Here is a 25,074-nt window from a genome sequence, read left to right on the forward strand (position 1 = left end):
AGTGAGTGGAAACGATGATGCCTGGATTCCGTCGCTGCCTGGCAGCCCTGCTCTGCAGTACCGCTGTTGCATCCCTGGCGCATGCCGCTGACAACCTGGCGCAGAGCGCCGAGTTTCAGGTAACCGGGACCTTGCTTGAAAGCGCCTGTTATCTGGACCCCAGCTCCGCCTATCAGACCCTGTATCTGGGCGACCTGAACACCGCCCGGCTGTTGCGCGTTGGTGATCAGGGCACACCCGTGGCCCTGCACCTCAAGCTGCAAGGCTGTGTGCGAAGTGACGGTGGCCGACGCGACAGTCAGCATGGAACTCTGATCTGGAGCGCAATTGAGCCAGTGGTGGCGTTGACCTTCAAGGCGGTTGCCGATGCCGACACCCCCGAACTGATCAAGGTGGCTGGCGCCGAAGGTTTCGGCCTGCGCCTGCTCGATGTCCAGGGCCAGGACGTACGTCTGGGCCGCACTGCTCCGGTCTGGTTCGTGTCGCCGGGAAAAAGCCAGCTGACCTATTACATCCGTCCCGAGCGCACCGCCGCGCCTTTGCGCCCGGGGCCCTTCCGCGCCAGCCTGAATGTGAACCTGGCCTATGACTGAGGGCTTGAGCATGACTGCCGCACGTACTGCATTTGTGCTTCTGCTGCTTGGCTGCGCATCGCCGACGCATAGCGCTGAACAGCAGACAGTGACGATCAAAGGCACTGTCTTTGCCGCGATTCCCTGTGTGATCAACAACAACAAACCCATTGCCGCACCCTTTGGCGATGTGCAGACCGCTGGCATTGATGGTCACTACAAGACCATCACCTTGGACTACTCACTGGATTGCAGTCGCTCGGCAAGCAATGAACTACGGATGCAGGTACGCGGTGACGTCGCGGGATTCAACACCGCGTTGCTAGGGGTTCCGGGGCATGAAAACCTCGGCGTCGCCCTGAAAAAAGACGGTAACCCGCTGGCGATCAATACCTGGGACGACTTCGACACCAACAAACGGCCAGTGCTGCAAGCGGTTCTGGTCAAACGCGAGAACAGCGAACTCAAGGCCGGTGCGTTCAGCACCAGCGCAACTCTGGTGGTGGACTATCGATGAATACCCTGCTCCGCGTTTTGCTGATGCTGTCGGCCGCTGCCTTGCCTTTGCCTTGTCTGGGCGAGGCCAACATGCAGTTCAGCGGCCAGCTGTTTGCCCCGCCTGGCTGCACTGTCAGCGACAAGGGCGGGCGTATGGAGGTGCGCTTTGAAGGCAACATCGCGATCAACCGGATCGATGGCAAGGACTACCGCCGCCAGACGATTCCCTACCAGATCGAATGCCCGGGCGCCGCTGACGCCGGCATTACCTGGCACATGCGCCTGACCCTCATAGGGGCTGATGCATATTTCGACCCTAGCGCACTGAAAACGTCGGAAACCGACCTGGGCATCCGGGTGCTGCTAGGCGGTACCGCACTGATTCCCAATCAACCCCGAGAGATCGATCTCAACACAACAAACCTGCCGGTGCTCGAAGCCGTACCGGTCAAGTCGATCGGCGCCGAGTTGCCCAGCACCAACTTCACAGCCTCTGCGCTGTTGATCGCCGAACTCTACTAGGAGCACCTATGGGCAAGTGGGCCATGAACCTCAGCGCCTGGATCGTCGCCGGCCTCTGGTTGCCTGCCGCACAGGCAATAGAAGACAACCTGTACTTCTCCGGCACCCTGGTGAATGAACCTTGTGTGCTCGCCGAAGAAGATCAGCTGCAAAGTCCGGATTTCTTCCAAGGCGTGATCGACAAGGACCTTTATCTTCACGGCAGAACCCGTGGTCACCCGATCAAGTTGCGTCTGCAAAATTGCGACCTCGACGTCGGCAAGCGCATGGTCAGCATCACCTTCAGTGGCAGCGAAAGCACCGCACCGCCGGGCCTGCTGGTACTCCAGAGCGCTACCGTCCAAGGCCTGTACATCGGCCTGGAGACCACCGGCGGTACAGCCATGCCATTGAACAAGACCCACCGCATGGGGGAACTGGCCAGTGGCGACAACCTGCTCAGTTTTAATGCTTACCTGCAAGGCGACCCTGAGGTGCTGGCCAGGCGCGCCCTTGGGCTGGGCGAATTTGGGGCATCCCTTACCTTTGCATTGAGTTACGAGTAATCATCATGAAAAAGCCCTCCGCATCTGCATTAGGCAGCGCCGTGGCATCCGTGCTGTTATCCGCTGCTGCGGTGCAAGCACACGCCATCATCATCACTACAACGGAGAGTCGCTACGAGCCGGGTGGCACACGTCATTACTTCACAGTGAACGACTGGATGTCGGGCGAGGCAGGACGGCCTAACCCGTGCCAATCGGACGATCCGCGACAAACCATCTGTAGAGTTGGGCTTGTCGCGAACAAACGTCCCGGGAACTACAGCGGAGTTGGGTATTACGCCGAATGGGAGGTGCCGGTTCGCCGTGGCAGCTCGTCTATGAACGACCTGCAATGGGATCTGTATTACAAAGGTCTTCGAATACCGCTGAGTGCATCCATTCTGGTCCCTGCTAAATACACCAGCGATGAAGTCTGCATAACGTTCAGTTACTCGAGAATCGGGCCCGACCTTGGCGGCGGCATCGGCCTTTTCGGCCCATGTACCCGTGTTGCAACGCCGGTGCTGCAATGCGAAATCACGGGCGATACCACCATCGACCATAAAAGCCTGCCCGACAATGCGCTGGACGGGGCGAAGGCCTCGACCCAGCTCAGTCTGCAATGCCGGGGCCCGGCCAGCGTGACCGTCTCGGCCTCCAGAACAAATGCTTATGGCGTACGACTCAGGGACGACGGCAGCCTGTACTCGAAGATCACTGTAAACGGCAAGAACGCCACAACGGGCATCAATGTGGCGGTTGCAGATGGCCTGAACACCCCGCTGGATATCACCTCGACCTTGAGTACCCGCGGAACAGTGACCCCGGGGCCGTTTTCCGGCTCCACGGTGATCACTGTTTCTCCGCCTTGAGCTGTGGTGTGTGTCTATGGAAGGTGTGTTAACGCATAGCCAACTGCATCGACATCTGCCGGCGGCGATACGCCGAATCCCGGCTGGCCAGCCAGTAATACAGCGGCGACGTCACCAGCAGGCCAACCAGCCACGACAGGTCGGCACCATCGATATACGCCGAGACCGAACCGACATACAACGGTGTGTTCATGAACGGAATCTGCACCACGATACCGATGGCATAAGCCAGCAATGCCTGCGGGTTGTAGCGGCCATAGATACCGCCATCGACACGGAAGATTGAATCGATGTCGTACTTGCCCTTGTGAATCGCATAGAAGTCGATCAGGTTGATCGCCGTCCACGGCACCAGCACCACCAACAGGGCCAGGACCATATCGACAAAGTGCCCGATAAAGTCCGCCGAGGCGCCAATCGCCGCGACACAGCAACCGCTGAGCACCACCAGCGACAGCACTGCCCGGCTTTTGGCGGTAGGGATCCAGCGGTGGGCGAAGGTCTGCACCAGGGTGATCAGTGACAGCACCGCGCCATACAGGTTGAGGGCGTTATGGCTGATCACGCTGAGCAGGAACAGCACCAACATCAACGGGCCGATGCTGCCGGTGGCCAGTTTCACTGCATCCATGGTGTCCATGCCCGCCGGAGTGGCCAGCACCGCCACCGCACCGAACACGAACGACAGGCTCGAACCCAACGCCGAACCCAGGTAGGTAGCCCAAAAGGTCGACGCCACACCAACGTCCTGCGGTAGGTAGCGCGAGTAGTCCGAGACATACGGGGCAAAGGCGATCTGCCAGAGCGCCGCCAGCGATACCGTCGCCAGCCAACCAGAGATGTTGAAGCTGCCACGGGTGAGGAAGTCAGCGGTCTGGATGTGGGTGAGGATGTAGCCGAAGCCGAGCACGATGCCCACGCCCAGCACCCAGGTGCCAATACGGTTGAGCACATGGATGAAGCGGTAGCCAATGATGCCGATGATCCCCGAGCCCAGGGCGCCGATGACGATACCCACCGGCACCGGCACGCTGTCGACCACGCCATGCAGCGACTTGCCGGCCAGGACGATGTTGGAAGCGAAGAAGCCGATGTACATCACCCCGGCAATCACCACCACCAGCAGTGCACCCAAGGAGCCGAATTGGGCCCGGCTCTGGATCATCTGCGGAATGCCCATCTGCGGACCTTGCGCCGAATGCAGCGCCATCAGCACGCCGCCGACCAGATGGCCAACGAGGATGGCGATGATGCCCCAGACCAGGTTCAGCCCGAACAGCTGCACGCCCAGGGCGCCGGTAACAATCGGCAGCGGCGCGATGTTGCCGCCGAACCAGAGGGTAAACAGGTCTCTCACCTTTCCATGGCGATCTTGTGGGGGCACGTATCCGATCGTGTGTTTTTCGATAAGCGGAGCGGATGTTGCGGTGGTCATGACGAACTCCAAGGCAAGGATGAGTACGTGGACGTACTTCGATCGCGCCGGCACGAAAGGCGCTTTCTTGTAGGAGTGATCATGAGCAATGCGCGAAGCCAGGAAAATTACTAAATATGTTCCTTCAGACCTTAAAAAATATTGCCGGGTGTTTTTTCGCCTGCAGAGCACGCGGCGGTGCGCCATAAGTGCGGCGGAACAATCGGCTGAAATGCGCTTGGTCGTAGAAGCCCAAGTCCAGGGCAATCGCGCTCAATGACTGGCCCGCCAATACCCGTGGCAAGGCCCGTTCCAGGCGTAGCTGGGTCAGCCATTGTTGGGGTGGCAGCCCGCAATGGTTGCGGAAGCGGCGCAGCAGCTGCCAGGGGCTCAATTCGACGAACGCGGCCATTTCTTCAAGAGCAGGCGGCTGATCCAGGCGTGATTCAAGCCAGTCGCGCAGCTGTTGCCAACGCTGCGGATCAAAGCCGTTGCCGGGCTCACTGACCTTGAGGGTCGAGCCCAGTCCGAGCAACAACGCCAGGGCTTCCCACAGTTGACTCTGAAATGCCAGCGAGTCCTGCTGCTGATGCAAACCATTGAGCAGCTGCTGCAGCTGCGGATGACGTAACTGCGCGGCGTTGAGGACCGGCAAGCCCTGACGGCCGTCGCTCAAGTCACGGCTGACCTCGGCTAGCCAAACCGGGTCGAGGGTCAGGATGCGAATGCCATAGCCCTGGTCGTTGGCACTGGCGCCGTCGTGAACGTGCTCCGGCGCCATCAGCAGGATGTCCCCTGCCCCGGCCAGCTGCTGCTCGCCGCCTGCGGCATAGCGCTGCTGGCCGGCGACGATCAGGCCGATGTGATATTCCAGATGAAAGTGCCGCGGAAAGGCAAATTGCTGGTAGCGCGCATCGATCAGGCGCACACCTGGATGCCCGGGGGCTTGATGGATGACGCTATCCAACTAGCAGGCCGCCCGCCACTGGCGGATCTGATCGATGCTCGCGGTGACGCCGCCACAGACGATCACCAGCACCTTCTGATACTGCTTGAGCGCTTCTGTTGGCGCATAAGCCAGGGCCAACGCCGCACCGCAGGCCGGCTCGACCAGAATGCGCTGGTCAGCGAGGAACCGCTCGCAAGCATCGAGTGCCTCGCGGTCGCTGATCACGTGGCTATGCACCGGACGTTCTTGCGTCCACTGGAATGCACGCTGACACACTTGCTTGGCCGCCAGGGACGTGGCCACGGTGTTGACGCTGTCCAGCGCGACCAGCTGCTTCTGGGCCATGGCGGCAGCCAGCGAGGCCGCACCTGCGGTTTCTACCGCAAACACCGGCACCTGCCCCCAACCGTTGCGGGCCAGGCCTTCGCAAACACCGGAGAACAACCCGCCCCCACCAACCGACAGCACCACGGCATCCGGCTTGAAGCCGCTGGCGGCGACTTCATCGATCATGCTGGCATGGCCCTGCCAGAGCAGCGGGTCATCGAAGGGATGGATGTAGGCATCGTCGTCACCCAGCAGCGACAGCGCCAGGGCGTTGGCCTCGTGCCAGGCCTTGCCGTGGACAATGACTTCGGCCTGTTCCTGGCGGATCAGCTGTTTGGCCCGTTCGGTGGTGGTTTCCGGCACCACCACCGTAACTGTCAGCCCCAGGCAACGGCCAGCGTAGGCGACGGCGATCCCGGCATTGCCGCCTGACGACGACACGAAACGGCGTTTTCCCTGTTTGGCATAAGCCTCACAGGCAGCGCCAATACCACGCAACTTGAACGAGCCCGAGGGCTGCAAAGCATCCAGTTTCAGCCAGACGTCCAGGCCACTGGCCAGGCTCAGCGGGCGGGATGCCAGCAGCGGGGTTTCGATATGCAGGCTCATGCGCTAACTCCAGTAGGGAACAACTCCAGCGTACGCTGATCACGCCGGGCGATCTTGTACAAAATTGCGCATTCCCCCGAACCTCAAGCTTTGATGGCCGGTGGGAGCGGGCTTGCCCCGCGATTGCGGTTTGTCAGTCACACTGCATCGCGGGGCAAGCCCGCTCCCACCGGAGGATGTACCAGATAGTTGTCAGCTTTGGCGGCGTCGTTCGCGCAACTGCCGCTTCAACCTGTGCATCGGCGGCGCATACAGAAAGCCGAACGACACACTGTTATCCCGCCCCTTCAACGCATGGTGCAGCAAGTGCGCCTTGTACAAACGCTTGAGGTATCGGTTACGCGGTCGCGGTTTGAACGGCCAGTGCCGGTGCACGATGCCGTCATGCACGATCACGTAGATCACCCCGAACGCCGCCACCCCTGCCCCGACCCACTGCAACGGCGCATGCCCGGCGCGGCCAATGGCCACCAGCGCGAAGGCAATCAGCGCCAGGGCCAGCAGGTAGACGTCGTTGGTTTCCAGCGCCCCCAGGTGCGGCTCATGGTGCGAGCGGTGCAGGAACCAGCCCCAACCATGCATGATGTAGCGATGCGCCAGGTAGCCGATGCCCTCCATGGCCGTCAGGGTGCAGAGAAAAACAGCGAGGTTGAGGATCATGGCGACATCTATCGGCTGGTGGGCACAAACGGCCAAGAGCCTACCATTTTGACCCGCCCGGCAGGAGGCATTTCGTCACGCTATTGGCGCACGGTCACCGTCGCTGTGGTTCCGGCGCGCAGGTTGTCCTTGCCGGCATACTCGGGATCAATCTCGATCCGTACCGGTATGCGCTGGGCCAGCTTGACCCAGGTGTAGCTGGGGTTGACGTTGGCCAGCAGGCGGCTGCCCGGAGCATTTTCGCGGTCGGTGATCGCGTAGGCGATGCTTTGCACCTTGCCTTCGAAGTGTTCACCGCTCATCAGTGCGATCTGCACCGAATTGCCTATCTGGATGCGCGGCAGCTTGGTTTCCTCGAAATAGCCACTGACATAGAACGAACTGCTGTCCACCAAGGCCAGCAACGGACCACCGGCGCTGGCGTAGTCACCCTGACGGGTCAACAGGTTGGTGACGTAGCCACTGACCGGCGCATAGATACGCGTGCGCTGCAGGTCGAGTTCCGCCTGGGTCAATGCTGCGGTCGCCAGCTGTACGTTGGCGCTGGCCAGGCTCAGGTTGGCTTGCCCGCGCATCAGCTCGGCCTGGGCAACGGCAACATCGGTGCTGGCCTTTTCCCACTCTTCGCCGGAGATCGCTGCGGTTTGCTTCAAGGTGCGCCGGCGCAGCTCTTCGCTCTGACGCTGCTTGAGCGAGGCCTGGCTGGCGATAATCGCCGCCTGGGCCAAACCTTCGCTGGCACGGGCGACTTCGATGGCGCGACGGGCATGTTCGACCGCCAGGGCATAACGGTCCGGGTCGATTTCCAGCAGCAGCTCGCCCTTGTCCACGTGCTGGTTGTCGGCGACCCGCAGGGCGACGATGCGCCCGGCGACATCGGCCGACAGTGTCACTACGTCCGCTCGTACCCGCGCATCGCGAGTCCAGGGCGCACGGGTGTAGTGCTCCCAGGCGAACCAGCCAAGGATCAGCGCCAGTGCCACGATTACCAGGGTCGACGCCTGGGCCACAAGCTTCTTCACCGTTTCAGCTCCCCATGAACAGGATGATCAAGGCACAAATACAGGTGTACAACGCGCCCTCGAACAAGGCCGGGTGCCACACCCGCTGCATCACGCCCAGGCGCTGCAACAACCACAACAGGGCAAACAACAGCGGCATGGCCAACAACAGCGCCTGGGCAATCGGCGGCAGGTAAACACCGCCGATTTCGAAATCAATGGGCAAGGGCTGGCTCTCCTTCGGCGGCGGGATCAAGGTAGCGGTTGTAGTGACGCAGGAAGCCGGCGATCACCAACAGCGCGACGCGAATGCGAAACAGCGAACGCAACTGCTCAGCCGCTGCCGTGAATTGCTCGCTGTGCAGGGCATCGAGCTCTTCGCCCAAGGTTTGCAGGGTGTCGAGCAGCACCGCCAGTTGCCCCCGGGTTCGCCCGGCCACATAGCGACCGGTGTCGCGCAGCACCTGTTCCAGCCGCGTACGGGTGCTGTCTGTAAGCAACAGGTTAGCCCGTCCCTGCTGCTGCAACTGGCGTAACGCCACGCCCAGGGCCATGCAGGCCAGATTGACTTCGAACAGCCCCTTTGAGCGGGCGTCCTGTGTGGCCGGCAACAGCCCGATGATCAGTGTCAGGCGGTCAACCATGCGGCTTTCGAAGGCAAACTGGCGCTCATCGGAGCTCGGCCCCTTGAGCAAGGCATACACCTGTTCACGGGTCTCGCGGAACAACCGCTCGATACGCAACTGCGGGTTGAACGGAAACAGCCAGGCATACACCAGCAACGACAGCACCCCGCCACATACATAGGCGCCGGCAAACTCGAACCACTGAATCGCCGTGTTCTGCCAGGCGCCGATGTTCTGCGGCCCGAACATCAGGAAACTGGACAATCCCAGGCCCATGCCGATCCCCGCAGTCATTGGCGTCGACAGTCCGACCGCAACCACATACAGCAACGGCAATAACAACAGCGCGAGCATCTCGAAATCGACCACCTGGGGGATCAGCCAGAACTGGTACAGCGCCGAGACCAGCAAGGCCATGCCCAAGCCGCGCACGTAGTTCTGTGCCGCCATCAACGGACGCGGAAAGGTCGCCATCAGCGAACAGAGAATGCCTACCAGAATGACCCCGGCGCGGGCTCCGTCCCACGCCGTCTCGATCCAGATCAGCCCGGCGACCAGCAAGGCAACAAAAGCACGACTGGCGTTCATCGCCGCCAGGCGAAAGTCCAGATGCAACGGGTTGGTACGCGCCTGGCGGTACAGACAGTCCCCTGCGCGACCGTCCTGAATGGCGTCGCTGAGTTCGAGCATTTCACTCAATTGCTCAAGCAATCGCGCCTGCTCCCAACGCAACGCCCACGCCAGGGAGCGCAAGGTCGGCGGCAAATCGGGCGCCAGTTGCTCAGCTTGCAGGGCGGCTTGATCAAAGCGCCGTTGCAGGGCGCTGAAGTGTTCCCGTGCACTGGCGGGCATGGCCCTGCCCTGTTGCGCCACTTGATCGAGAAACGCCAGTTCGTCGCTGAGCAACTGGTTGATGAAGTCTGGATACGCGCCTTGCCAACGTTCAGCGATCATCAGCTTCTGATTACGCAGCACGGTCAGCCGCGAGCTGAGCAGCACCAGCTGGTTGCCCAGCAATTGCACCAGGTCGTTGGCGCTGCGCAGGTGGGGGGCATCGAAATACAAATGACGGCGCAGCCCTTCCAGCGCGCTGATCTCACCGAGAATCTGCATCTGTCGCTGGCTGAAGGCTGCGGCGCTTTCTTCGCCGCGAATGGCTGCAGCAGCATGCGCGGCCATCAGCTTGATCAGGTTGTCGACTTTACCGAAGTAGCCCGTGGCCACCGCCTGCGGCCGGGCACTGAGCAGGCTGACCGCGCAAACGCAGGCCACCGCCAGCAGGGTTTCGGTGACCCGGGTAATGGCCAGCATCAGGGTATTGTCCTGCTCGGGGATTGCCAGCATGGCCACCACTACGGCGGTAAAGCCGCTGAGCACGAAGGCATGCGAACTGGTATAGCGCAGCAAGGTGCCGCCCGCGGTGCACAAGGCCAGCCACAGCGCCAGGGTGACAATGAACGGCAACGGCGCCTGGGGAAACAGCGCCATGATCAGCACCGCCACCGCGGCCCCGACGGCGGTACCCACCACCTGGGCGAAGCTGCGCTGCAAGGTCATGCCGCCCAGCGGCTGACTGACGATAAACACCGCCATGATCGACCATTTCGGTTGGTCGAGGTCGAAGATAAAGGCCAGGTACAGGGTCAGCAGACAGGCAACGATGGTCCGCAGGGCAAAACGAAAGGTGTCCGGCCCCGGATGCATAACCATCTTGAAATAATTGATCAGTGGCTGCATACCGCTCCCTCACCGCGCCGTGATGCTTACCTTAGCCACAGCGGCGGGCCGGCGGAAGCGGCGTTCACACACTACAGCGTTGCAAATCCGGAACAGTGGCGTTCCAGTGGGTTGGGGAAGCAATTGTCATGAAAACAACCTTGACCCTGCTGCTTTTGAACGTTAGTTTCTCGCCCGCATTTTTGCATGCCTATACAGGAGTCCTGCATTGGACAGTAGCTCTAGTCGATTGCGACAGGTTCATACGGCGCGCTAGTTCAGCAGACTCTTTCTGCCACTGCCCCGCCGTACATGGTGGTCAGTGGTGCCTCACATCCCCAGCGGATACGACGCTTCATTCTCCCTTCCTGCAAGCCCGACACGATTGTTCGTGGCCCTGGCCTGTGACCCTGCGCAATCCATTTATTCATACCGGCATCGACCGTATTCGATGCGTTGCGGCCCTGCGCCGTGGATTCGAGGTTTGTCATGGATTGGAAAGTATTTCTCCTGCGCGTCACCGTCGCGCTCGTACTCGGTGCCCTGATCGGCGCTGAACGTCAACTGCGCCAGCGCCTGACCGGCCTGCGCACCAATGCCCTGGTCAGCACCGGCGCCTGCCTGTTCGTGCTGATGACCCAGGCCGTGCCGGGCATGGCTGCCACCGATGCTTCGCGTATTGCCGCCTATGTGGTGTCGGGCATCGGTTTTCTCGGCGGTGGCGTGATCATGCGCGATGGCCTGAACGTGCGCGGTCTGAACACGGCCGCGACGCTATGGTGCACCGCTGCGGTCGGGGTGCTGTGCAGCATGGGGCTGCTGCTGGAGGCGGCAGTCGGCAGCTGTGTGGTGCTCTGTGCCAACATCCTGTTGCGCGACATTGCCCAGCGTCTGAACCATCAAGAGGTGCTGCCGGCCAATGAAGCCGAGCAGCGTTTTGAGGTGCGCATCACCTGCCGCGCCGAAGACGAAATCCAGGTGCGCAGCCTGATGCTGCACAGCTTCGGCAGTGGCGGTCTGCGCCTGCAGTCACTGCACAGCGAAGACCTGGCCAACCCGGCGAAACTGGAAGTGCGCGCCGAGCTGCTCGGCAGCCCCGACGCGCCGACCCAGCTGGAACGTCTGGTCAGCCGGGTGAGCCTGGAAAAAGGTGTCAGCTCCGTGCGCTGGCAGGTACACGAACTTACTGCCGATTAACCGCAAGCACGCAGCGGCTGCACAGCGAAAATATGCTCAATGGCGAGCAAAATCCGCTGCAGCCGCCAGGCGTCAAAGGGGTAACCTGTAGCAAAATAATCAGCCAGAGGTGCACTGTGGCGTCCTATACCTTGCGTCAGTTGAAGTATTTCGTCACCACCGTGGAGTGCGGCAGCGTCGCCGAGGCGTCGCGCAAGCTGTACATCGCGCAACCGTCGATTTCAACTGCAATCAAAGGCCTGGAAGACAGCTTCGGCGTGCAGCTGTTTATCCGCCATCACGCTCAGGGCGTATCGCTTACGCCCGGAGGCGCACGCTTCTATCGCAAAGCCCTGGAACTGCTGCGCATGGCCCGCGAGTTCGAACAGAACGCCCTGGCCGATAACGACGTGGTTTGCGGACAGATCGATATCGGCTGTTTCGAGACCGTCGCCCCGCTCTACCTGCCACGCCTGATCAAGGGCTTTCGCGAGCGCTTTCCGGGGGTCGAGATCCGCCTACAGGACGGCGAGCAGCAGGAGCTGGTGCAAGGCCTGACGGGCGGGCGTTACGACCTGGCGATCTTCTACGATCACGACCTGGACAGCACCATCGAGACCGAAGCATTGATGGCGCCACAACGGCCCTACGCCTTGCTGCCGGCCGGGCATCGCTTTGCCGAGCAGGCGCAGGTATCGCTGCGTGATCTGGCGCTGGAGCCGATGATCCTGCTGGATGTGCAGCCCAGCCGTACCTATTTCGTGAGCATTTTCGAAGAGCTGGGGTTGAGCCCGAACATTATCTTCAGCTCGCCTTCGATCGAAATGGTGCGCGGCATGGTCGGCCAGGGTTTTGGTTTTGCGCTGCTGGTTACCCGGCCACACACCACCAGCACCTATGATGGGCAAGAGCTGGTCTGTGTGGAACTGGCTGAAGACGTTACCGGCTCCGGTCTGGTGGCCGGCTGGTTGAAACGTGCGCAGCTGACCAAGCCTGCGCAGTTGTTTGTCGATTACTGCAAGGAGCAGTTTGCGGCCTGGCTGGTATAAACATCAACAACATCGCGGGGCAGGCCCGCATAGGATTGTAGGAGCGGATTTATCCGCGATGGGGCGCGAAGCGGCCCCAAAAGATGGGCCTGCTACGCAGTCCATCGCGGCGGTCCGGCGTCCCGGTAAATCCGCTCCTACAGGAACCAGCTGACAGACAGTTGCTCCCACTGAAGCTCACAGCGGGCTTGTCCCGCGATAATTTGTTATCAATTGCTGCAGAGGTACTCGGCCAGGCGATCCATCAGGCGGTCGCAGGCGGCCATTTGCGCGACACTGACGAACTCGTCGGGTTTGTGGCCCTGGTCCATACTGCCGGGACCACAGACCACCGCCGGAATCCCGGCCTGGTCGAACAAACCACCTTCGGTGCCAAAGGCCACAGTGCTGAAATCATCGCTGCCACACAGTTGCGCCACCAGTTGCGCGGCGGCGCTTTCAGGTGCGGTGGCCAGGCCCGGATAGGCCGAAATCGGCTCAAAGCGAATCGCCGTGTCAGCCTTGACCGCCTGCATGGCCGGCAACAGCGTCTGCTCGGCGTAGCTTTGCAGTTCATCGACAACCGCTTGCGGCTCGAACGCTGGCAAGGCACGCACCTCAAAATCGAAGCGACAATCCGCCGGCACGATGTTCAGCGCCGTACCGCCCTGAATCACCCCGACCTGCACCGTGGAGAACGCCGGATCAAAACGTTCATCGTGGTGTTCCGGTGCGGCCAGGCGCTGGCCGATCTCACCGAGGCGACCGATCAGGCGCGCCGCCTGTTCGATGGCGTTCACGCCATACGGCGCATAGGCCGAATGGCACGGTGCGCCATGAACATGGCAACGCATCGCCAGCTTACCTTTGTGACCCAGCACCGGCTTGAGTTCTGTCGGCTCGCCGATCAGACACAGGGCCGGCTGTGGAATACGTTGCGGCAGTACTTCCAGCAGACTGCGCACCCCCAGACAACCCACCTCTTCATCATACGAAAACGCCAGGTGCACGGGGCGGCGTAGCGGGCTGGCAAGAAACACCGGCACCGCGGCCAGTACCGAAGCCAGATAGCCTTTCATGTCCGCCGCGCCACGGCCATAGAGCTTGCCATCGCGCTCGCTGAGGGCGAACGGCTCAACCGTCCAGGGCTGGCCGTCCACCGGCACCACATCGGTATGCCCCGACAGCACCACGCCGCCCGCCACTGCCGGCCCGATACTGGCCAGCAGGTTGGCTTTGCTGCGCTCGGCGTTGTAGATCAGCTCGCAACTCACCCCCAGGCCTTGCAGGTAGTCACGCACGAACTCGATCAATTGCAGGTTCGAGTCGCGGCTGACCGTGGCAAAACCGATCAGCCTGGCCAGCAAGACACGGCTGCGCAGCTCACTCATCGCCCGGCACTCCATAGCTCGGGGCCAGGGTCGGGTTCAGGGCGCGGGTCAGGTAGTCCTGCAGTTGCGGTTCATAGGCACTCCAGAGCTTCTGCAGTTCGCCGATAGGGTTCTCGTCGGCCCAGTCCACGCGCAGATCGACGATCGGCCAGACCAGCTCGCCAACCACCGACAGCGCCGCCGAATGCACCGCCCCCGCCTCCCCGCCGGCGTCCTGCCCGGCTTGCAGTGCGCTCAGCAAGCGCGCCGCCAGGCAGCCTTCGCTGTTCTCGAAGGCTTCGACCATGCGCTCGATCACCGCGCTGTTGGCCAGCAGGTTGCCAGCGGCCACACATTGCTCGCCGGCCAGTGCGTTGTGCGTGCCCAAGGCATGATTGCCACTGAACACCGCTGTACGCCCTTGCGCATCGACTACCGCAACCTGACGGTATTGGCTGTAGCCGTTGCGGGTCAGTGCATGGTCCAGCGCCTGATGCGGCGCCAGCCCTTCACCCAGGGCATCGAGCACTTGCGGCCCGAGGGCCGGCAAGGTGATGTTCTGGCTCGAAACCGCACCGACACCGGAGCGCAGCCAGGGGCAACGGGCACCGACGGCAATGCTCGACGAACTGATGGCAATCCCTAACTGGCCGGTTTCGGCGCAGCGACCGACGATGGAAAAGGTCATGGCACGCTCCTTATTCGGGGATGACTGCGATCACGTCGATTTCCATCAGCCACTGCGGCTGGCCCAGGGCGCTGACGACCAGACCGGTAGAGATCGGGAACACGCCCTTGAGCCATTTGCCGACTTCCTGGTACACCGGCTCGCGGTAGCGCGGGTCGATCAGGTAGGTGGTGGTCTTGACGATATGGCTCAGGTCGCTGCCCGCCTCTTCGAGCAGTTGCTTGACGTTGCGCATGGCCTGTTCGGCCTGGGCCCGTGGATCACCGAGACCCACCAGCTGGCCGTTGAAATCGGTACCGACCTGGCCACGCACATACACGGTGTTACCGGCGCGGACCGCTTGGCACAGGTCGTTGTCCAGGGTCTGGTTCGGGTAGGTGTCTTTGGTGTTGAACATGCGGATACGAGTATGAGTAGGCATCAACGGACTTCCATAAGGCTGGCGGATTGAATGTGAGTTACGGGGACTTCGGCCTGGCGTTGCGAGGCATCCCGGTAATCGAAATAGGCGCGTTGCTTGATGATGTGTTCAGCGATATGCCGGGCGTCGTGCCACACACCCCAGATAAAGGCCGAGCCACGACGTGCCAGCCATGGCAGGCCGACGAAGTAGATACCCGGTTCGCTGGAAACGCCGCGCTGGTGCTGCGGCTTGCCGTCGGCCTTGAAGGCGTCGACCTGCAGCCAGTTGTAATCGACCGAATAACCGGTGGCCCAGATGATCGTGGTGATGCCGGCCTTGGCCAGGTCCAGCTCCAGGATCGGGTTACTGATGCAGTCTGGGTCCGGCAGCATGATCCGTGCTTCCGGCTCTGGCGGAAGATCCAGGCCATTGGCGGCGATATAGGCGTCGGCGGCGTCTAGCAAGGCCAGGTAGTTTTCGTCGCCGCGGGCAATGTTTTCCGCCAGGTTCGATTCGAAACTCACCACACCGTTGTTGATCGTCTTGGTCAGGCCAACCAGGGTCATGCCCTGCTGGGCCAGGCGGCGGAAGTCCACGGTATGACCGCCACGCGCACCGCTGACGGCAATGGTCACGTGCTCTTTGCCGGGTTGTACGCCCTCGGCGTCCCACAGGCCGAGTACACCCAGCCACCAGCAGAAGTCGCGGTTGCGATAGGCGCGTGGTGGACGATCATGGGCGCCGACCGAGAGGTAGACCTGCTTGCCGGCACGCTGCAGCTCATCGGCAATCTGTACACCTGAAGAACCGGCGCCCACCACCAGCACAGCGCCTTCGGCCAGTTGCTGAGGGTTGCGGTATTCGGCGGAGTGCATCTGGTAAACCTTGCCGTCTGCAGGTGCGATCGCCGGAATCACCGGGCGCTGGAACGGGCCAGTGGCAACCACGACATTTTTGGCTTCGATCACTCCGTCGGAGGTTTCCACGGTGAAGCCAGGGCGACCGACATTGCGCTCTACCTTGGTCACCTCGACACCGGTACGTACCGGGGCGTTGAATTTTTTCGCGTAGGCTTCGAAGTAATCGGCCACCTGGTCTTTGCCAGCGAAGGCATCGGGATCGAGGCCGTCGAATTCCAGGCCCGGGAAGCGGTCGTGCCAGGCCGGGCCATTGGCAACCAGCGAATCCCAACGCCCGGTACGCCAGGCTTCGGCGATACGGTTGCGCTCCAGAACCAGGTGCGGCACGCCGAGTCGGCTCAAGTGTTCGCTCATCGCCACACCGGCTTGACCGGCGCCGACTACGAGCGTGTCTATTGCTGTTTTATTGTTTGTCATCGCTGCGCCCTACTGAGGTTTCCCACGCGGATCGTCGTGGGTGGGTGTAGGTCGCATTCTGTGCAAAGGATGGAAATGACGAAATTATGATTTTTGTGGTTGCTGGCAAGCAAAAAGCTGCAACGCTGGAAATTTCATTGATCCAGGGCGGTTGGCGGGGGTTGCTGCTGACAATGCGGTAGCCCCGCGGCGGCTGAAATGCGCGGAATTTTACTCTCCTGCTCCAAATATCCCTTGGACCGCTTTGTTCAAGGAATCAACTTTATTTAATACCTCCTGAGTTTTTGACTGCCCTTGAGATGGCGAAGAAGATGTACTGTTCGACAATCCTCCGCAGGCACTAAAACAGTTTTTTGCCAGGCTGCCACAGGTTTCAAAGCACGACGTTTTTCCTTGGCAGGTCATCGCGCACTGTGAATATTGCTGATTGCACGCGCTATTGCACTGGGTCGTCGGGTTTTTCTGTGCAGAAGGTTGCGATTGCGGAATTGGCGATTTCGGGTTGGCGCACCGCGCTGGGCAGTCGTACGTCGAGTAACAGGCATTACTGCAGGCGGCGATTTTTGAGGCAGTTGGAGCGTTTGAACAGGCGTTCAGGCAGTCATGCTTGCCGCCTTCGCACAGTTTTATGCAGTCCGCCGATTGCGCGGCTGGCGAAAAGAAAACAAAAACAAGCAGCACCAACGCTAAAAAATCAGCCCCCCATTTATCGGGGATGAACCGCCGTTTTACCCTGTGAATACCCATGATTAAATCCCTCCTGAACAGGAGCGCTTAACTTTTTCGGGCATGGGTTGTTAACATTGAGTTCCGCAGCAATATATACAATCCACCGATAGAGACTGCCAATATTGTTTGTGAATTGTGGATATAGCAGAGGCGGATAAAGCAGGCCTTGCGGCGTGCCTCACCTTTTGTATCGGACAGTACAACCATGCCCACCACCCTCCGTTGCGCCCGCGACGACGACGCAGACCTGCTCCCGGCTATCGAGCGTTCTGCCGCGCAAGCCTTCCTTGCCTGCGAAGGCCTGCAGTGGATCGCCAGCGAAGACGTGCTCAGTGCCGCGCAGCATCGCGCATTTATCGCTGCGGGCCATAGCTGGGTAGTGGCTGACGAGCAGGATCGTCCGCAGGGCTTTCTCTGTGGCCAGGCCTGTGGCGAGGACTGGCATATCGTTGAACTGTCGGTGGCGCAAGCGCTGCAAGGCCGAGGACAAGGTCGCCGGTTGATCGCCACGGTCAGCGCCTGGGCGCAAACGCAAGGCTATGCCGGGCTGACCTTGACCACCTTCGCCAGCGTGCCATGGAATGCGCCCTTCTATGCACGCCTGGGCTTTGCGCGGCTCGACGCGCAAAGCTGCAGCGATTTCCTGCAACGTCAATTAGCTGCCGAACAGGCTCACGGGCTGACTGATCGGTGCGCGATGCGCCTGAAGCTTCAGGGCGCGTCCTGAAGCTGCTGCGCCTGTTTTTCCGCCTGACGTAGCTGTGCCTCCAGCTTGCCGATCAACTGCAACTGCTGACGCAATTCGGTGACCCGCTCGGCCAGGCTCAGCGCCAGATTCTGGTTCTGCTTTTCCAGCTCGTCCCGCGAACCATTGAGTTGCGCCAGGTTCACTTCCAGCCCCTGAATTTGCGCCTGGCGCCGCTCGCTTTGGGTTTTGAGCGTGCGCTGGGCATCCTTGAGCGTACGGATCTGCACCAGCAAGCCTTCGTTGTCACGGTTCAGGCGCGTGAGTTCGTCCTGTTTGACGATCAAGGTCTGCTGCAACTGTCGCAGCTCGACCTGAAGCTGCTGCACCTGCTCGTCTTTGTCGGTCAGGCGCAGGTTCAATTCGCCAACGGCCTGATTGAGTGTGGCGTTGCGGGTCTGTTCAGTCTGCAAGGTACTGCGCGTGGTGGCCAGCGCGGCGGACTCACCGGTCAAGGCTGCGGCCTGGATTTCGTGCTGCTGTTGCAGCGCTGCCAATGCCTGCTGGCTGATCTGTACCTGGGCCAGCAGCGTTTGCCGCTCCGCCTCGAACGTGCTGCGCACTTCCTCGATTCGCGCCTCCCCTTCCTCACGCAACTGCTCGGCCAGTTGCTCGACCAGTGTTGCCAGCGCATCGCTGAGATTCGGCGTGCTCAATGGCTGCGCCGGGTACTGGTTGTCCAGCTCTTTCAGGTAGCGGTGAATCGTGGTTTTCGACCCGGTGTTGCCGAGTTCGATACGTACTGCGTCGATGCTGGGATGTACACCACGGGCCAGCAGCGCCTGCCGTGCCTTGTGCACGACAGCCTTGTTGATTCCGGCTCGGGCCATGATTGCTCCTGTTATTTCGTAATGTGGTACGTACTATATTTTTACATGGTATCTCATTGCCTAAGCGGATGCCTTACAAAGTAATTTCTGAGGTCGAATAATCACGGCTTATCGCATCTAAGATGCAATTTTCGCGGCTTTCGAGGTATCGCTGAACAGAATGTCAGCGCCTGCGGCGCAGGTAGCTTTCCAGCGGGTCTTTGCTCAACCCTTCCTGGGCTTGGGCTACCGAGTCGATGAACAGCGAAAACAGCTCCGACTGCTTGGCGATATCAAGCTTGGTGTAGAGGTGCTTGCGGTGGGTCTTGACGGTGTCCTCGCTGATACCAAGGCGTTCGGCGAGCGAGCGGATGGAATGACCGCGGAGCATGTATTGAGCGACCAGGCACTCACGCTCGGTCAACAAAGAAGAGCCGAACTTGGTCAGCGCTGCGTTGATCTGCCGGCCAAGCGCGCTTTCAAAGCGGCCGCCGAGCGAATCGGCGTCAAGATCGCCCCAATGCCGGCGCACTACCGCCAGCACCCAGGGGGCAATACGCTTGAGTTCGTCGACCTGTTGCCGGCTCATGCGGCAGGTGCTCGCCAAGGCAACGGCGATCGTCAGTTTCGGCCCGAGCGGCACGATGTAGTTGAGCTCGTCTTCAAGACGCGCATGCTGGTAGAACGACAGATAGTATTCGCTACGCTTGAAGTGGTCCGGTGCTACATCGCTCAGCCGGTAACAGCCTGGCGCGATGCCCTCCATACTGGCCCGGTAGAACGGGCACAGCAGGTAGAAGCCCTCAAGGTATTTGCGCACATTGCCTTCGGGCATCCATGGCCCCTCCTCGTCGCGCTCGAACAATGCCGAAGGCAGGCCTTCATGAGGAAACAGGAACACGGTGATGGCATGGGCGGGCGCCAGGGAGTTGAGCGCTGCGAACAACGACTCGACAAACCCTGACGTCCCGATGCAGTCGACCACATGAGCGATCTGCTGGAACCACTCTTCGGATTGAAGCCGGTTACTGCCCATCTTGCGTCTCACCTCCTGCATCGGGAATGCCGAGGTAATACAGCATCGGCGCTGAAGCATTGTTCCATTGCCGCGACGGGCTCACCATCACTCTTTATCGCTCAGCGTGCAGCCCAGGCGTTGAAGCGTTGTTCCAGCTCTTCACCGTGGTCGACCCAGAACGCTGCGTCCACCAGTTGTGCGTCGGCGAGGTTGGCAGGAGCAGTGGGTAGCTGATGCTGGACATCGGCAGGCAATTGAGCGAGCGCTTCAGTGCGCACGGGGCCATAAGGAATCTGGCTGGAGAAGGCTTTTTGCGACTCGGCCTGACTGGCGAAGGTGATGAATTTCTCTGCCAGCGCCTTGTTCCCGGACCCGCGCACGATTGCCCAGTGGTCAGGATCATACAGGCTGCCCTGCCAGACAATGCCGAGCTTGGAGCCGTCCTTCTGGGCCGATGCGATGCGACCGTTGTAGGCGGCGGACATCACCACATCACCGGCAACCAGCCATTGCGGAGGTTGCGCGCCGGCCTCCCACCACTGAATGTTCTGCTTGATCTCATCGAGCTTGCGGAATGCGCGGTTCACCCCTTCCGGAGTGCCCAACACTTTGTAGAGATCCTCGCGGGAGACGCCGTCAGCGAGCAAGGCCACCTCAAGGGTGTACTTGGCACCTTTGCGCAGACCGCGCTTGCCTGGAAAACGCTGGGTATCCCAGAAATCAGCCCATGACGCAGGCCCAGTGCTGAGCTTCTGGGTGTTGTAGGCAATGACCATGGACCACACATAGCTGGCCACACCGCATTCGCTCACGGTACCGGGCAGGTAGTTGGCCTGATCGCCGAGCAGCGCCGGATCGATCCGTTCGAACAGTCCCTCCTCACAACCGCGAATCAGTTCAGGACTTTCTACCTCTACCACGTCCCAGGACACATGGCCGACGTCGACCATGGCTTTGATCTTTGAAAGTTCGCCATTGTATTCGCCAGCCACCACCTTCCCTGCCCCGCTGCTTTCAAAGGGCTGGAAATAGGCGGCCTGTTGAGCGGCCTTGGTAGCGCCACCAAAAGAGATGACCGTCAGACTGGAGGTGCTGGAAAGCGCAGGAAGACTGACAGCGGTAAGCACTGCAAAGCTGAGCGACGCGGTGATAGTACGCATGGAAACGCCCTCACGACTTATAGTTGTGTATTTGTTGTTATTGAGGCGCCGGCTGGCGCCAGGCTTTAACGCAGCTGGAACCAGGTGGTTTTCAGTTGTGTGTACTTGTCGAACGAGTGCAACGAAAGATCGCGGCCGAACCCGGACTGCTTGCCCCCGCCGAACGGAACGGCAGTATCGAGTGCGTCCATGGTATTGACCGAGACGGTACCGGCCTTCAGCGCCCTGGCTACGCGATGGGCGCGGTTGAGATCGTCACTCCATACCGAAGCGGCCAGACCATAGATGCTGTCGTTGGCGAGCCGCACTGCCTCCTCTTCGCTATCAAAGGCGCTGATGGCAAGCACGGGGCCGAAGATTTCGTCACGGGCAAGGCGGCTGTCGCTCTTCACGTTGCCGAAGATAGTCGGCTGGATGAAGTTGGAGGAACCATTGAAGGTCAGCTGCTCGCCACCGCTCAGCAGCTTCGCGCCCTCCTCACTCGCCTGGCCGATCGCCCGCATGATGCGCGCGGTCTGCTCACTATCGACGATCGCCCCTGCGGTGCTGGCTGGATTGAGAGGATCACCCGGGATCCAGGCTTGCGCCTTGGCGATCACCCGCTCGATGAACTCGTCATGGATCGAGCGCTGCACGTACAGCCGGGAGTTGGCCGAACACACCTCGCCCTGATTGAAGAAGATGCCGAACGCCGCTTTTTCTGCAGCCAGATCGAGATCCTGGCAGTCGGCGAACACCAGGTTCGGGCTTTTGCCACCACACTCCAGCCAGACCTGCTTGAGGTTCGACTGGGCAGCATACTGCATGAAATATTTGCCCACCTGGGTCGACCCGGTAAACACCAGACAGTCGACGTCCGGGTGAAGTCCCAAGACCTTGCCGGCGCTCTCGCCCAGCCCCGGCACAACGTTCAGCACGCCTTCCGGAATACCCGCCTCCAGTGCGAGCTGGCCCAGGCGCAGGGCAGAGAACGGTGACTGCTCAGCGGGTTTCAATACCACGCTGTTTCCTGCGGCCAGCGCCGGGGCGAGTTTCCAGGCTGCCATGTCCAGCGGGAAGTTCCATGGCACCACTGCGGCGACGACTCCCAATGCTTCGCGGGTGATGGTTGCCAATGCATTGGCAGCCGTTGGCGCGACCTGGTCGTAGACCTTGTCCAGCGCCTCGCCGTACCAGGCGAACACCCCGGCCGCCCCCGGAACGTCGATGTTGTAGGCATCCATGACAGGCTTGCCCATGTTCAGGGAGTCCAGCAGGGCCAGCTCTTCGCGGTGCTCCAGCAGCAGCTCGGAAAGCCTGAGCAGGATCTTCTTGCGCTGCACAGGTGCCATGCGCGCCCACGGACCTTCGTTGAATGCGCGCCGTGCAGTGCGCACAGCCAGGTTGACCTCGTCCTCGCCACAGGCCGCAACGCGAGCGAGCAGCTGATTGGTGGCGGGGTTGATCGCATCGAAGGTTGCCCCCGAGGAAGGCTTCACCTGATGACCACCAATAAGGGCGGTATCGATGAATGTTTGGCGCTTGGCCCGCTGCTGCCAGAAGTTAAGGTCGAACACGCTGCACTCCCACATCGACCGTGGACACGGTCTGTTGTTATTCATGTGGGTCGATGGTGCGCCACTATCGAAGCAAGGCAAATTAGTAAAAATGTTCTCCAGTCATACGAAAAAGCTCTGCAGTCCGGCACCTTGCCGACTCGGGAATCGGCGGGGTGATGTCACCAAAACGGGTGATTTCGGGTGCGTCGGGAGTGTGGGAGCATTTCTCCAACCCCGGCGTCCAGGACAGGCGCCAGTTTGCGCACTGGATCAGCGCGGCCTTCCCCTCTCACGTGCTTATCAAGAAAGAGAACAGAGCCATGAATGCACCCTTTGCCCCGCAACGCGACACCCAGGACTATCAGAAATCCGACGCCGCCCACCATATCCATGCGTTTCTCGATCAGAAGGCACTGAATGCCGAAGGGCCACGGGTGATGGTCCGCGGTGAGCGCCTGAACCTGTGGGACAACGACGGCAACCGTTACCTGGATGGCATGTCCGGCCTGTGGTGCACCCAGCTCGGCTACGGCCGCCGGGACCTGACCGCCGCCGCCGCCGCGCAGATGGATCAACTGTCGTACTACAACATGTTCTTCCACACCACCCACCCGGCAGTGATCGAGCTCTCCGAGCTGCTGTTCAGCCTGCTGCCAGGGCACTACAGCCACGCGATCTACACCAACTCCGGCTCCGAGGCCAACGAGGTGCTGATCCGCACCGTGCGCCGTTACTGGCAGGTAGTCGGCAAACCGCAGAAGAAGATCATGATCGGCCGCTGGAATGGTTACCACGGCTCGACCCTGGCGGCCACCGCGCTGGGCGGGATGAAGTTCATGCACGAGATGGGCGGGATGATTCCCGACATCGCGCACATCGACGAGCCGTACTGGTATGCCCACGGCGGCGACCTGACCCCGGCCGAGTTCGGTAAACGCTGCGCCCTGCAACTGGAAGAGAAGATCCTCGAACTGGGTGCCGAGAATGTCGCCGGGTTTATCGCCGAGCCTTTCCAGGGCGCCGGCGGCATGATCTTCCCGCCTGAAAGCTACTGGCCGGAAATTCAGCGCATCTGCCGCCAGTACGATGTGCTGCTGTGCGCGGACGAAGTGATCGGTGGCTTTGGCCGGACCGGCGAGTGGTTCGCCCATCAGCACTTCGGTTTCGAGCCGGACACGCTGTCCATCGCCAAAGGCCTGACCAGCGGCTATGTGCCCATGGGCGGCCTGGTGCTGAGCAAGCGCATCGCCGAAGCGCTGGTCGAGCGCGGCGGTGTATTCGCTCACGGGCTGACCTACTCCGGGCACCCGGTGGCCGCAGCGGTGGCGGTGGCCAACCTCAAGGCCTTGCGTGACGAGGGCATCGTCCGCCAGGTCAAGGACGACACCGGGCCGTACCTGCAGCAGATTCTGCGCGAAGCGTTCGCCCAGCATCCGCTGATTGGCGACATTCAAGGGACCGGGCTGCTGGCCGCCCTGCAGTTTGCCGAAGACAAGACAACCCGCAAGCGCTTCGACAATGAGAACGACCTGGCCTGGCAGTGCCGCACCTTCGGTTTCGAAGAAGGCGTGATCATTCGCTCGACCCTCGGCCGCATGATCATGGCGCCCGCCCTGGTCGCCACTCGCGCGGAACTCGACGAGCTGGTCGAGAAGACCCGCATCGCCGTCGACCGCACCGCGCGGCTGGTCGGCAAACTCTGACCTGAACGCCCACGCCGACCGGCGTGGGCGCTTTGCGTGCACAGCGTTTGACCCAGGGCAGCCTGCAAGCGGCTAACCCCATGACCTGCAAAGAAGCTTTATCAACGGTAGCGAGCCCCCTCGCCTGCCGCAGCGTCCTGTATTCGATTTCCAGGAGTTCGCAATGCATACAACAACAAACACAGCAGAAACTCACCCCCACCATGACCCATTGCAAGCCAGCGCTTCGGGCCACTTTCGCAAATCCATGAGCCTCACCGCACTGGTGCTCTTCGGTCTCGCCTACATGGTCCCGCTGGCGGTGTTCACCACCTACGGGCTGGTCACCCAGATGACCAAGGGGCATTTACCCACCGCCTACCTGCTGACCCTCGCCGCCATGCTGCTGACCGCCTACAGTTACGGGCGCATGGTCCAGGCCCACCCGTATTCAGGCTCCGTCTACACCTACACCCGCAAGGCCTTTGGCAGCTACTTCGGCTTCATGGCCGGCTGGACCCTGCTACTCGACTACATCTTCCTGCCGCTGCTCAGTTACCTGCTGATCGGCATCTACATGTCCGAGTACTTCCCGACGATTCACGCCTGGGTGTGGGTGCTCGGCTCCATTGCGCTGGTGACCTTCCTGAACCTGATCGGCATCGAGTCGGTGACACGGGTCAACTGGATCATGGTGGTTGTCCAGCTGGTATTCATCGTGGTCTTCGTCGCCTTGTCGATCCACAACCTGAGCGCACAGTCGGAGCCGGTATCGCTGCTGCAACCCTTCCATCATGAAGGCTTCAGCGTTCCGCTGGTGATGACCGGTGCCGCCGTGCTGTGCCTGTCCTTCCTCGGCTTCGACGCCGTTTCGACCATGGCGGAGGAAACCACCAACCCGAAATTCCGCATCCCACTGGCGATCATGGTGGTGTCGCTGATCGGTGGCCTGCTGTTTGTGCTGGTGTCGTATTTTGCCCAGCTGGTGTTTCCGGAATGGAACACCTTCGCCGACCCGGACTCGGCGTCGGTAGACGTTATGCGTCGTGTCGGCGGTGAGTTGCTGGTGACCGCCTTTACCGCCACCTACGTGGCTGCCTG

26 protein-coding genes are annotated in these 25,074 nt (G+C 61.1%); 10 read left to right on the forward strand and 16 right to left on the reverse strand.

Annotated features, from left to right (window positions below):
• Positions 1-17: 17 nt before the first annotated feature.
• From ACVI9W_RS25615 to ACVI9W_RS25635, 5 genes are read left to right on the forward strand one after another with little or no spacing between them, the layout of a single operon-like run.
• Positions 18-593, forward strand: a complete 576-nt coding sequence (locus ACVI9W_RS25615; protein WP_461531748.1) for a fimbrial protein — start codon at positions 18-20, stop codon at positions 591-593.
• 10 nt (positions 594-603) lie between these two features.
• On the forward strand, positions 604-1,089 hold the full coding sequence (locus ACVI9W_RS25620) for a fimbrial protein (RefSeq protein ID WP_461531749.1): 486 nt from the start codon (positions 604-606) through the stop codon (positions 1,087-1,089).
• Entirely contained in the window at positions 1,086-1,592 is a 507-nt protein-coding gene (locus ACVI9W_RS25625) for a fimbrial protein (RefSeq protein WP_461531750.1), read from the forward strand. Before ACVI9W_RS25620 ends, ACVI9W_RS25625 begins: the two co-directional genes overlap by 4 nt.
• An 8-nt stretch (positions 1,593-1,600) precedes the next feature.
• Positions 1,601-2,137, forward strand: a complete 537-nt coding sequence (locus tag ACVI9W_RS25630; RefSeq protein WP_461531751.1) for a fimbrial protein — start codon at positions 1,601-1,603, stop codon at positions 2,135-2,137.
• A 5-nt stretch (positions 2,138-2,142) separates the two neighbouring features.
• On the forward strand, positions 2,143-2,988 hold the full coding sequence (locus ACVI9W_RS25635) for an MrpH family fimbial adhesin (RefSeq protein ID WP_461531752.1): 846 nt from the start codon (positions 2,143-2,145) through the stop codon (positions 2,986-2,988).
• Positions 2,989-3,016: 28 nt separating this feature from the next.
• Here ACVI9W_RS25635 and ACVI9W_RS25640 read toward each other — a convergent pair whose 3' ends face one another.
• The 7 genes from ACVI9W_RS25640 to ACVI9W_RS25670 all read right to left on the reverse strand — a co-directional run bounded on the left by ACVI9W_RS25640 (position 3,017) and on the right by ACVI9W_RS25670 (position 10,311).
• Positions 3,017-4,423 carry a purine-cytosine permease family protein gene (locus ACVI9W_RS25640; protein WP_342622214.1) on the reverse strand — a complete coding sequence of 469 codons (1,407 nt, stop codon included), beginning with the start codon at positions 4,421-4,423 and terminating at the stop codon, positions 3,017-3,019.
• 124 nt (positions 4,424-4,547) lie between these two features.
• Positions 4,548-5,369, reverse strand: a complete 822-nt coding sequence (locus tag ACVI9W_RS25645) for an AraC family ligand binding domain-containing protein (RefSeq protein WP_461531753.1) — start codon at positions 5,367-5,369, stop codon at positions 4,548-4,550.
• On the reverse strand, positions 5,370-6,287 hold the full coding sequence (locus ACVI9W_RS25650; RefSeq protein WP_461531754.1) for a pyridoxal-phosphate dependent enzyme: 918 nt from the start codon (positions 6,285-6,287) through the stop codon (positions 5,370-5,372).
• Between the two features lie 192 nt (positions 6,288-6,479).
• A complete protein-coding gene (locus ACVI9W_RS25655; RefSeq protein ID WP_038611102.1) occupies positions 6,480-6,947 on the reverse strand; it encodes a sterol desaturase family protein in 468 nt (155 codons plus the stop codon).
• 80 nt (positions 6,948-7,027) lie between these two features.
• Positions 7,028-7,969 (reverse strand): HlyD family efflux transporter periplasmic adaptor subunit, encoded by a 942-nt coding sequence (locus tag ACVI9W_RS25660; RefSeq protein WP_461531755.1) that lies wholly within the window; start codon positions 7,967-7,969, stop codon positions 7,028-7,030.
• 4 nt (positions 7,970-7,973) lie between these two features.
• Entirely contained in the window at positions 7,974-8,174 is a 201-nt protein-coding gene (locus ACVI9W_RS25665; protein WP_038611108.1) for a DUF1656 domain-containing protein, read from the reverse strand.
• On the reverse strand, positions 8,164-10,311 hold the full coding sequence (locus ACVI9W_RS25670; protein ID WP_461531756.1) for an FUSC family protein: 2,148 nt from the start codon (positions 10,309-10,311) through the stop codon (positions 8,164-8,166). The genes ACVI9W_RS25665 and ACVI9W_RS25670 overlap by 11 nt, the downstream gene beginning before the upstream one ends.
• A 468-nt stretch (positions 10,312-10,779) precedes the next feature.
• On the opposite strand from ACVI9W_RS25670, the gene ACVI9W_RS25675 reads away from it, so the two are divergent.
• Both ACVI9W_RS25675 and ACVI9W_RS25680 read left to right on the forward strand, forming a co-directional pair.
• Complete coding sequence (locus ACVI9W_RS25675; protein ID WP_191832550.1) at positions 10,780-11,487, forward strand: MgtC/SapB family protein; 708 nt, start codon at positions 10,780-10,782, stop codon at positions 11,485-11,487.
• Between the two features lie 116 nt (positions 11,488-11,603).
• The gene (locus ACVI9W_RS25680) at positions 11,604-12,515 is read left to right on the forward strand and encodes a LysR family transcriptional regulator (RefSeq protein ID WP_038616624.1); all 912 of its coding nucleotides are present in this window, start codon (positions 11,604-11,606) and stop codon (positions 12,513-12,515) included.
• 209 nt (positions 12,516-12,724) lie between these two features.
• Here ACVI9W_RS25680 and argE read toward each other — a convergent pair whose 3' ends face one another.
• The 5 genes from argE to ACVI9W_RS25705 all read right to left on the reverse strand — a co-directional run bounded on the left by argE (position 12,725) and on the right by ACVI9W_RS25705 (position 17,039).
• The gene (argE, locus tag ACVI9W_RS25685) at positions 12,725-13,885 is read right to left on the reverse strand and encodes an acetylornithine deacetylase (protein ID WP_461531757.1); all 1,161 of its coding nucleotides are present in this window, start codon (positions 13,883-13,885) and stop codon (positions 12,725-12,727) included.
• Complete coding sequence (locus ACVI9W_RS25690; RefSeq protein WP_038611119.1) at positions 13,878-14,552, reverse strand: DUF1028 domain-containing protein; 675 nt, start codon at positions 14,550-14,552, stop codon at positions 13,878-13,880. Before ACVI9W_RS25690 ends, argE begins: the two co-directional genes overlap by 8 nt.
• A gap of 10 nt (positions 14,553-14,562) precedes the next feature.
• A complete protein-coding gene (locus ACVI9W_RS25695; protein WP_003201555.1) occupies positions 14,563-14,973 on the reverse strand; it encodes a RidA family protein in 411 nt (136 codons plus the stop codon).
• Entirely contained in the window at positions 14,973-16,292 is a 1,320-nt protein-coding gene (locus tag ACVI9W_RS25700) for a flavin-containing monooxygenase (RefSeq protein WP_461531758.1), read from the reverse strand. The genes ACVI9W_RS25695 and ACVI9W_RS25700 overlap by 1 nt, the downstream gene beginning before the upstream one ends.
• A gap of 210 nt (positions 16,293-16,502) precedes the next feature.
• The gene (locus ACVI9W_RS25705) at positions 16,503-17,039 is read right to left on the reverse strand and encodes a hypothetical protein (protein WP_461531759.1); all 537 of its coding nucleotides are present in this window, start codon (positions 17,037-17,039) and stop codon (positions 16,503-16,505) included.
• 187 nt (positions 17,040-17,226) lie between these two features.
• On the opposite strand from ACVI9W_RS25705, the gene ACVI9W_RS25710 reads away from it, so the two are divergent.
• Positions 17,227-17,748, forward strand: a complete 522-nt coding sequence (locus ACVI9W_RS25710) for a GNAT family N-acetyltransferase (RefSeq protein WP_461531760.1) — start codon at positions 17,227-17,229, stop codon at positions 17,746-17,748.
• On the opposite strand, the gene ACVI9W_RS25715 is transcribed toward ACVI9W_RS25710, so the two are convergent.
• From ACVI9W_RS25715 to ACVI9W_RS25730, 4 genes are all read right to left on the reverse strand, one after another.
• Positions 17,733-18,596 carry a DNA-binding protein gene (locus tag ACVI9W_RS25715; protein ID WP_461531761.1) on the reverse strand — a complete coding sequence of 288 codons (864 nt, stop codon included), beginning with the start codon at positions 18,594-18,596 and terminating at the stop codon, positions 17,733-17,735. The two genes, ACVI9W_RS25710 and ACVI9W_RS25715, sit on opposite strands and share 16 nt — an antisense overlap.
• 163 nt (positions 18,597-18,759) lie before the next feature.
• On the reverse strand, positions 18,760-19,611 hold the full coding sequence (locus tag ACVI9W_RS25720; RefSeq protein WP_461531762.1) for a helix-turn-helix transcriptional regulator: 852 nt from the start codon (positions 19,609-19,611) through the stop codon (positions 18,760-18,762).
• 101 nt (positions 19,612-19,712) lie between these two features.
• Positions 19,713-20,753 (reverse strand): ABC transporter substrate-binding protein, encoded by a 1,041-nt coding sequence (locus ACVI9W_RS25725; RefSeq protein WP_461531763.1) that lies wholly within the window; start codon positions 20,751-20,753, stop codon positions 19,713-19,715.
• A gap of 65 nt (positions 20,754-20,818) precedes the next feature.
• On the reverse strand, positions 20,819-22,309 hold the full coding sequence (locus ACVI9W_RS25730) for an aldehyde dehydrogenase (RefSeq protein ID WP_461531764.1): 1,491 nt from the start codon (positions 22,307-22,309) through the stop codon (positions 20,819-20,821).
• A gap of 302 nt (positions 22,310-22,611) precedes the next feature.
• Here ACVI9W_RS25730 and ACVI9W_RS25735 point away from each other — a divergent pair, with 302 nt between their 5' ends.
• Positions 22,612-23,994: an aspartate aminotransferase family protein gene (locus ACVI9W_RS25735; protein WP_461531765.1), complete on the forward strand. Its 1,383-nt coding sequence runs from the start codon at positions 22,612-22,614 to the stop codon at positions 23,992-23,994.
• Positions 23,995-24,157: 163 nt separating this feature from the next.
• Positions 24,158-25,074: APC family permease (locus ACVI9W_RS25740; RefSeq protein ID WP_461531766.1), on the forward strand; the 917-nt coding region annotated here is incomplete at its 3' end.

It is taken from the genome of Pseudomonas sp. 210_17 TE3656 (genome assembly GCF_054821965.1).

Coding starts and splice junctions, on each gene's coding strand:
- ACVI9W_RS25635 (WP_461531752.1), top strand. CDS start 2,143: ATGAAAAAGCCCTCCGCATCTGCATTAGGCAGCGCCGTGGCATCCGTG.
- ACVI9W_RS25630 (WP_461531751.1), top strand. CDS start 1,601: ATGGGCAAGTGGGCCATGAACCTCAGCGCCTGGATCGTCGCCGGCCTC.
- ACVI9W_RS25695 (WP_003201555.1), bottom strand. CDS start 14,973: ATGCCTACTCATACTCGTATCCGCATGTTCAACACCAAAGACACCTAC.
- ACVI9W_RS25715 (WP_461531761.1), bottom strand. CDS start 18,596: ATGGCCCGAGCCGGAATCAACAAGGCTGTCGTGCACAAGGCACGGCAG.
- ACVI9W_RS25700 (WP_461531758.1), bottom strand. CDS start 16,292: ATGACAAACAATAAAACAGCAATAGACACGCTCGTAGTCGGCGCCGGT.
- ACVI9W_RS25710 (WP_461531760.1), top strand. CDS start 17,227: ATGCCCACCACCCTCCGTTGCGCCCGCGACGACGACGCAGACCTGCTC.
- ACVI9W_RS25705 (WP_461531759.1), bottom strand. CDS start 17,039: ATGGGTATTCACAGGGTAAAACGGCGGTTCATCCCCGATAAATGGGGG.
- ACVI9W_RS25640 (WP_342622214.1), bottom strand. CDS start 4,423: ATGACCACCGCAACATCCGCTCCGCTTATCGAAAAACACACGATCGGA.
- ACVI9W_RS25650 (WP_461531754.1), bottom strand. CDS start 6,287: ATGAGCCTGCATATCGAAACCCCGCTGCTGGCATCCCGCCCGCTGAGC.
- ACVI9W_RS25675 (WP_191832550.1), top strand. CDS start 10,780: ATGGATTGGAAAGTATTTCTCCTGCGCGTCACCGTCGCGCTCGTACTC.
- argE (WP_461531757.1), bottom strand. CDS start 13,885: ATGAGTGAGCTGCGCAGCCGTGTCTTGCTGGCCAGGCTGATCGGTTTT.
- ACVI9W_RS25725 (WP_461531763.1), bottom strand. CDS start 20,753: ATGCGTACTATCACCGCGTCGCTCAGCTTTGCAGTGCTTACCGCTGTC.
- ACVI9W_RS25615 (WP_461531748.1), top strand. CDS start 18: ATGCCTGGATTCCGTCGCTGCCTGGCAGCCCTGCTCTGCAGTACCGCT.
- ACVI9W_RS25720 (WP_461531762.1), bottom strand. CDS start 19,611: ATGGGCAGTAACCGGCTTCAATCCGAAGAGTGGTTCCAGCAGATCGCT.
- ACVI9W_RS25625 (WP_461531750.1), top strand. CDS start 1,086: ATGAATACCCTGCTCCGCGTTTTGCTGATGCTGTCGGCCGCTGCCTTG.
- ACVI9W_RS25735 (WP_461531765.1), top strand. CDS start 22,612: ATGAATGCACCCTTTGCCCCGCAACGCGACACCCAGGACTATCAGAAA.
- ACVI9W_RS25690 (WP_038611119.1), bottom strand. CDS start 14,552: ATGACCTTTTCCATCGTCGGTCGCTGCGCCGAAACCGGCCAGTTAGGG.
- ACVI9W_RS25655 (WP_038611102.1), bottom strand. CDS start 6,947: ATGATCCTCAACCTCGCTGTTTTTCTCTGCACCCTGACGGCCATGGAG.
- ACVI9W_RS25670 (WP_461531756.1), bottom strand. CDS start 10,311: ATGCAGCCACTGATCAATTATTTCAAGATGGTTATGCATCCGGGGCCG.
- ACVI9W_RS25620 (WP_461531749.1), top strand. CDS start 604: ATGACTGCCGCACGTACTGCATTTGTGCTTCTGCTGCTTGGCTGCGCA.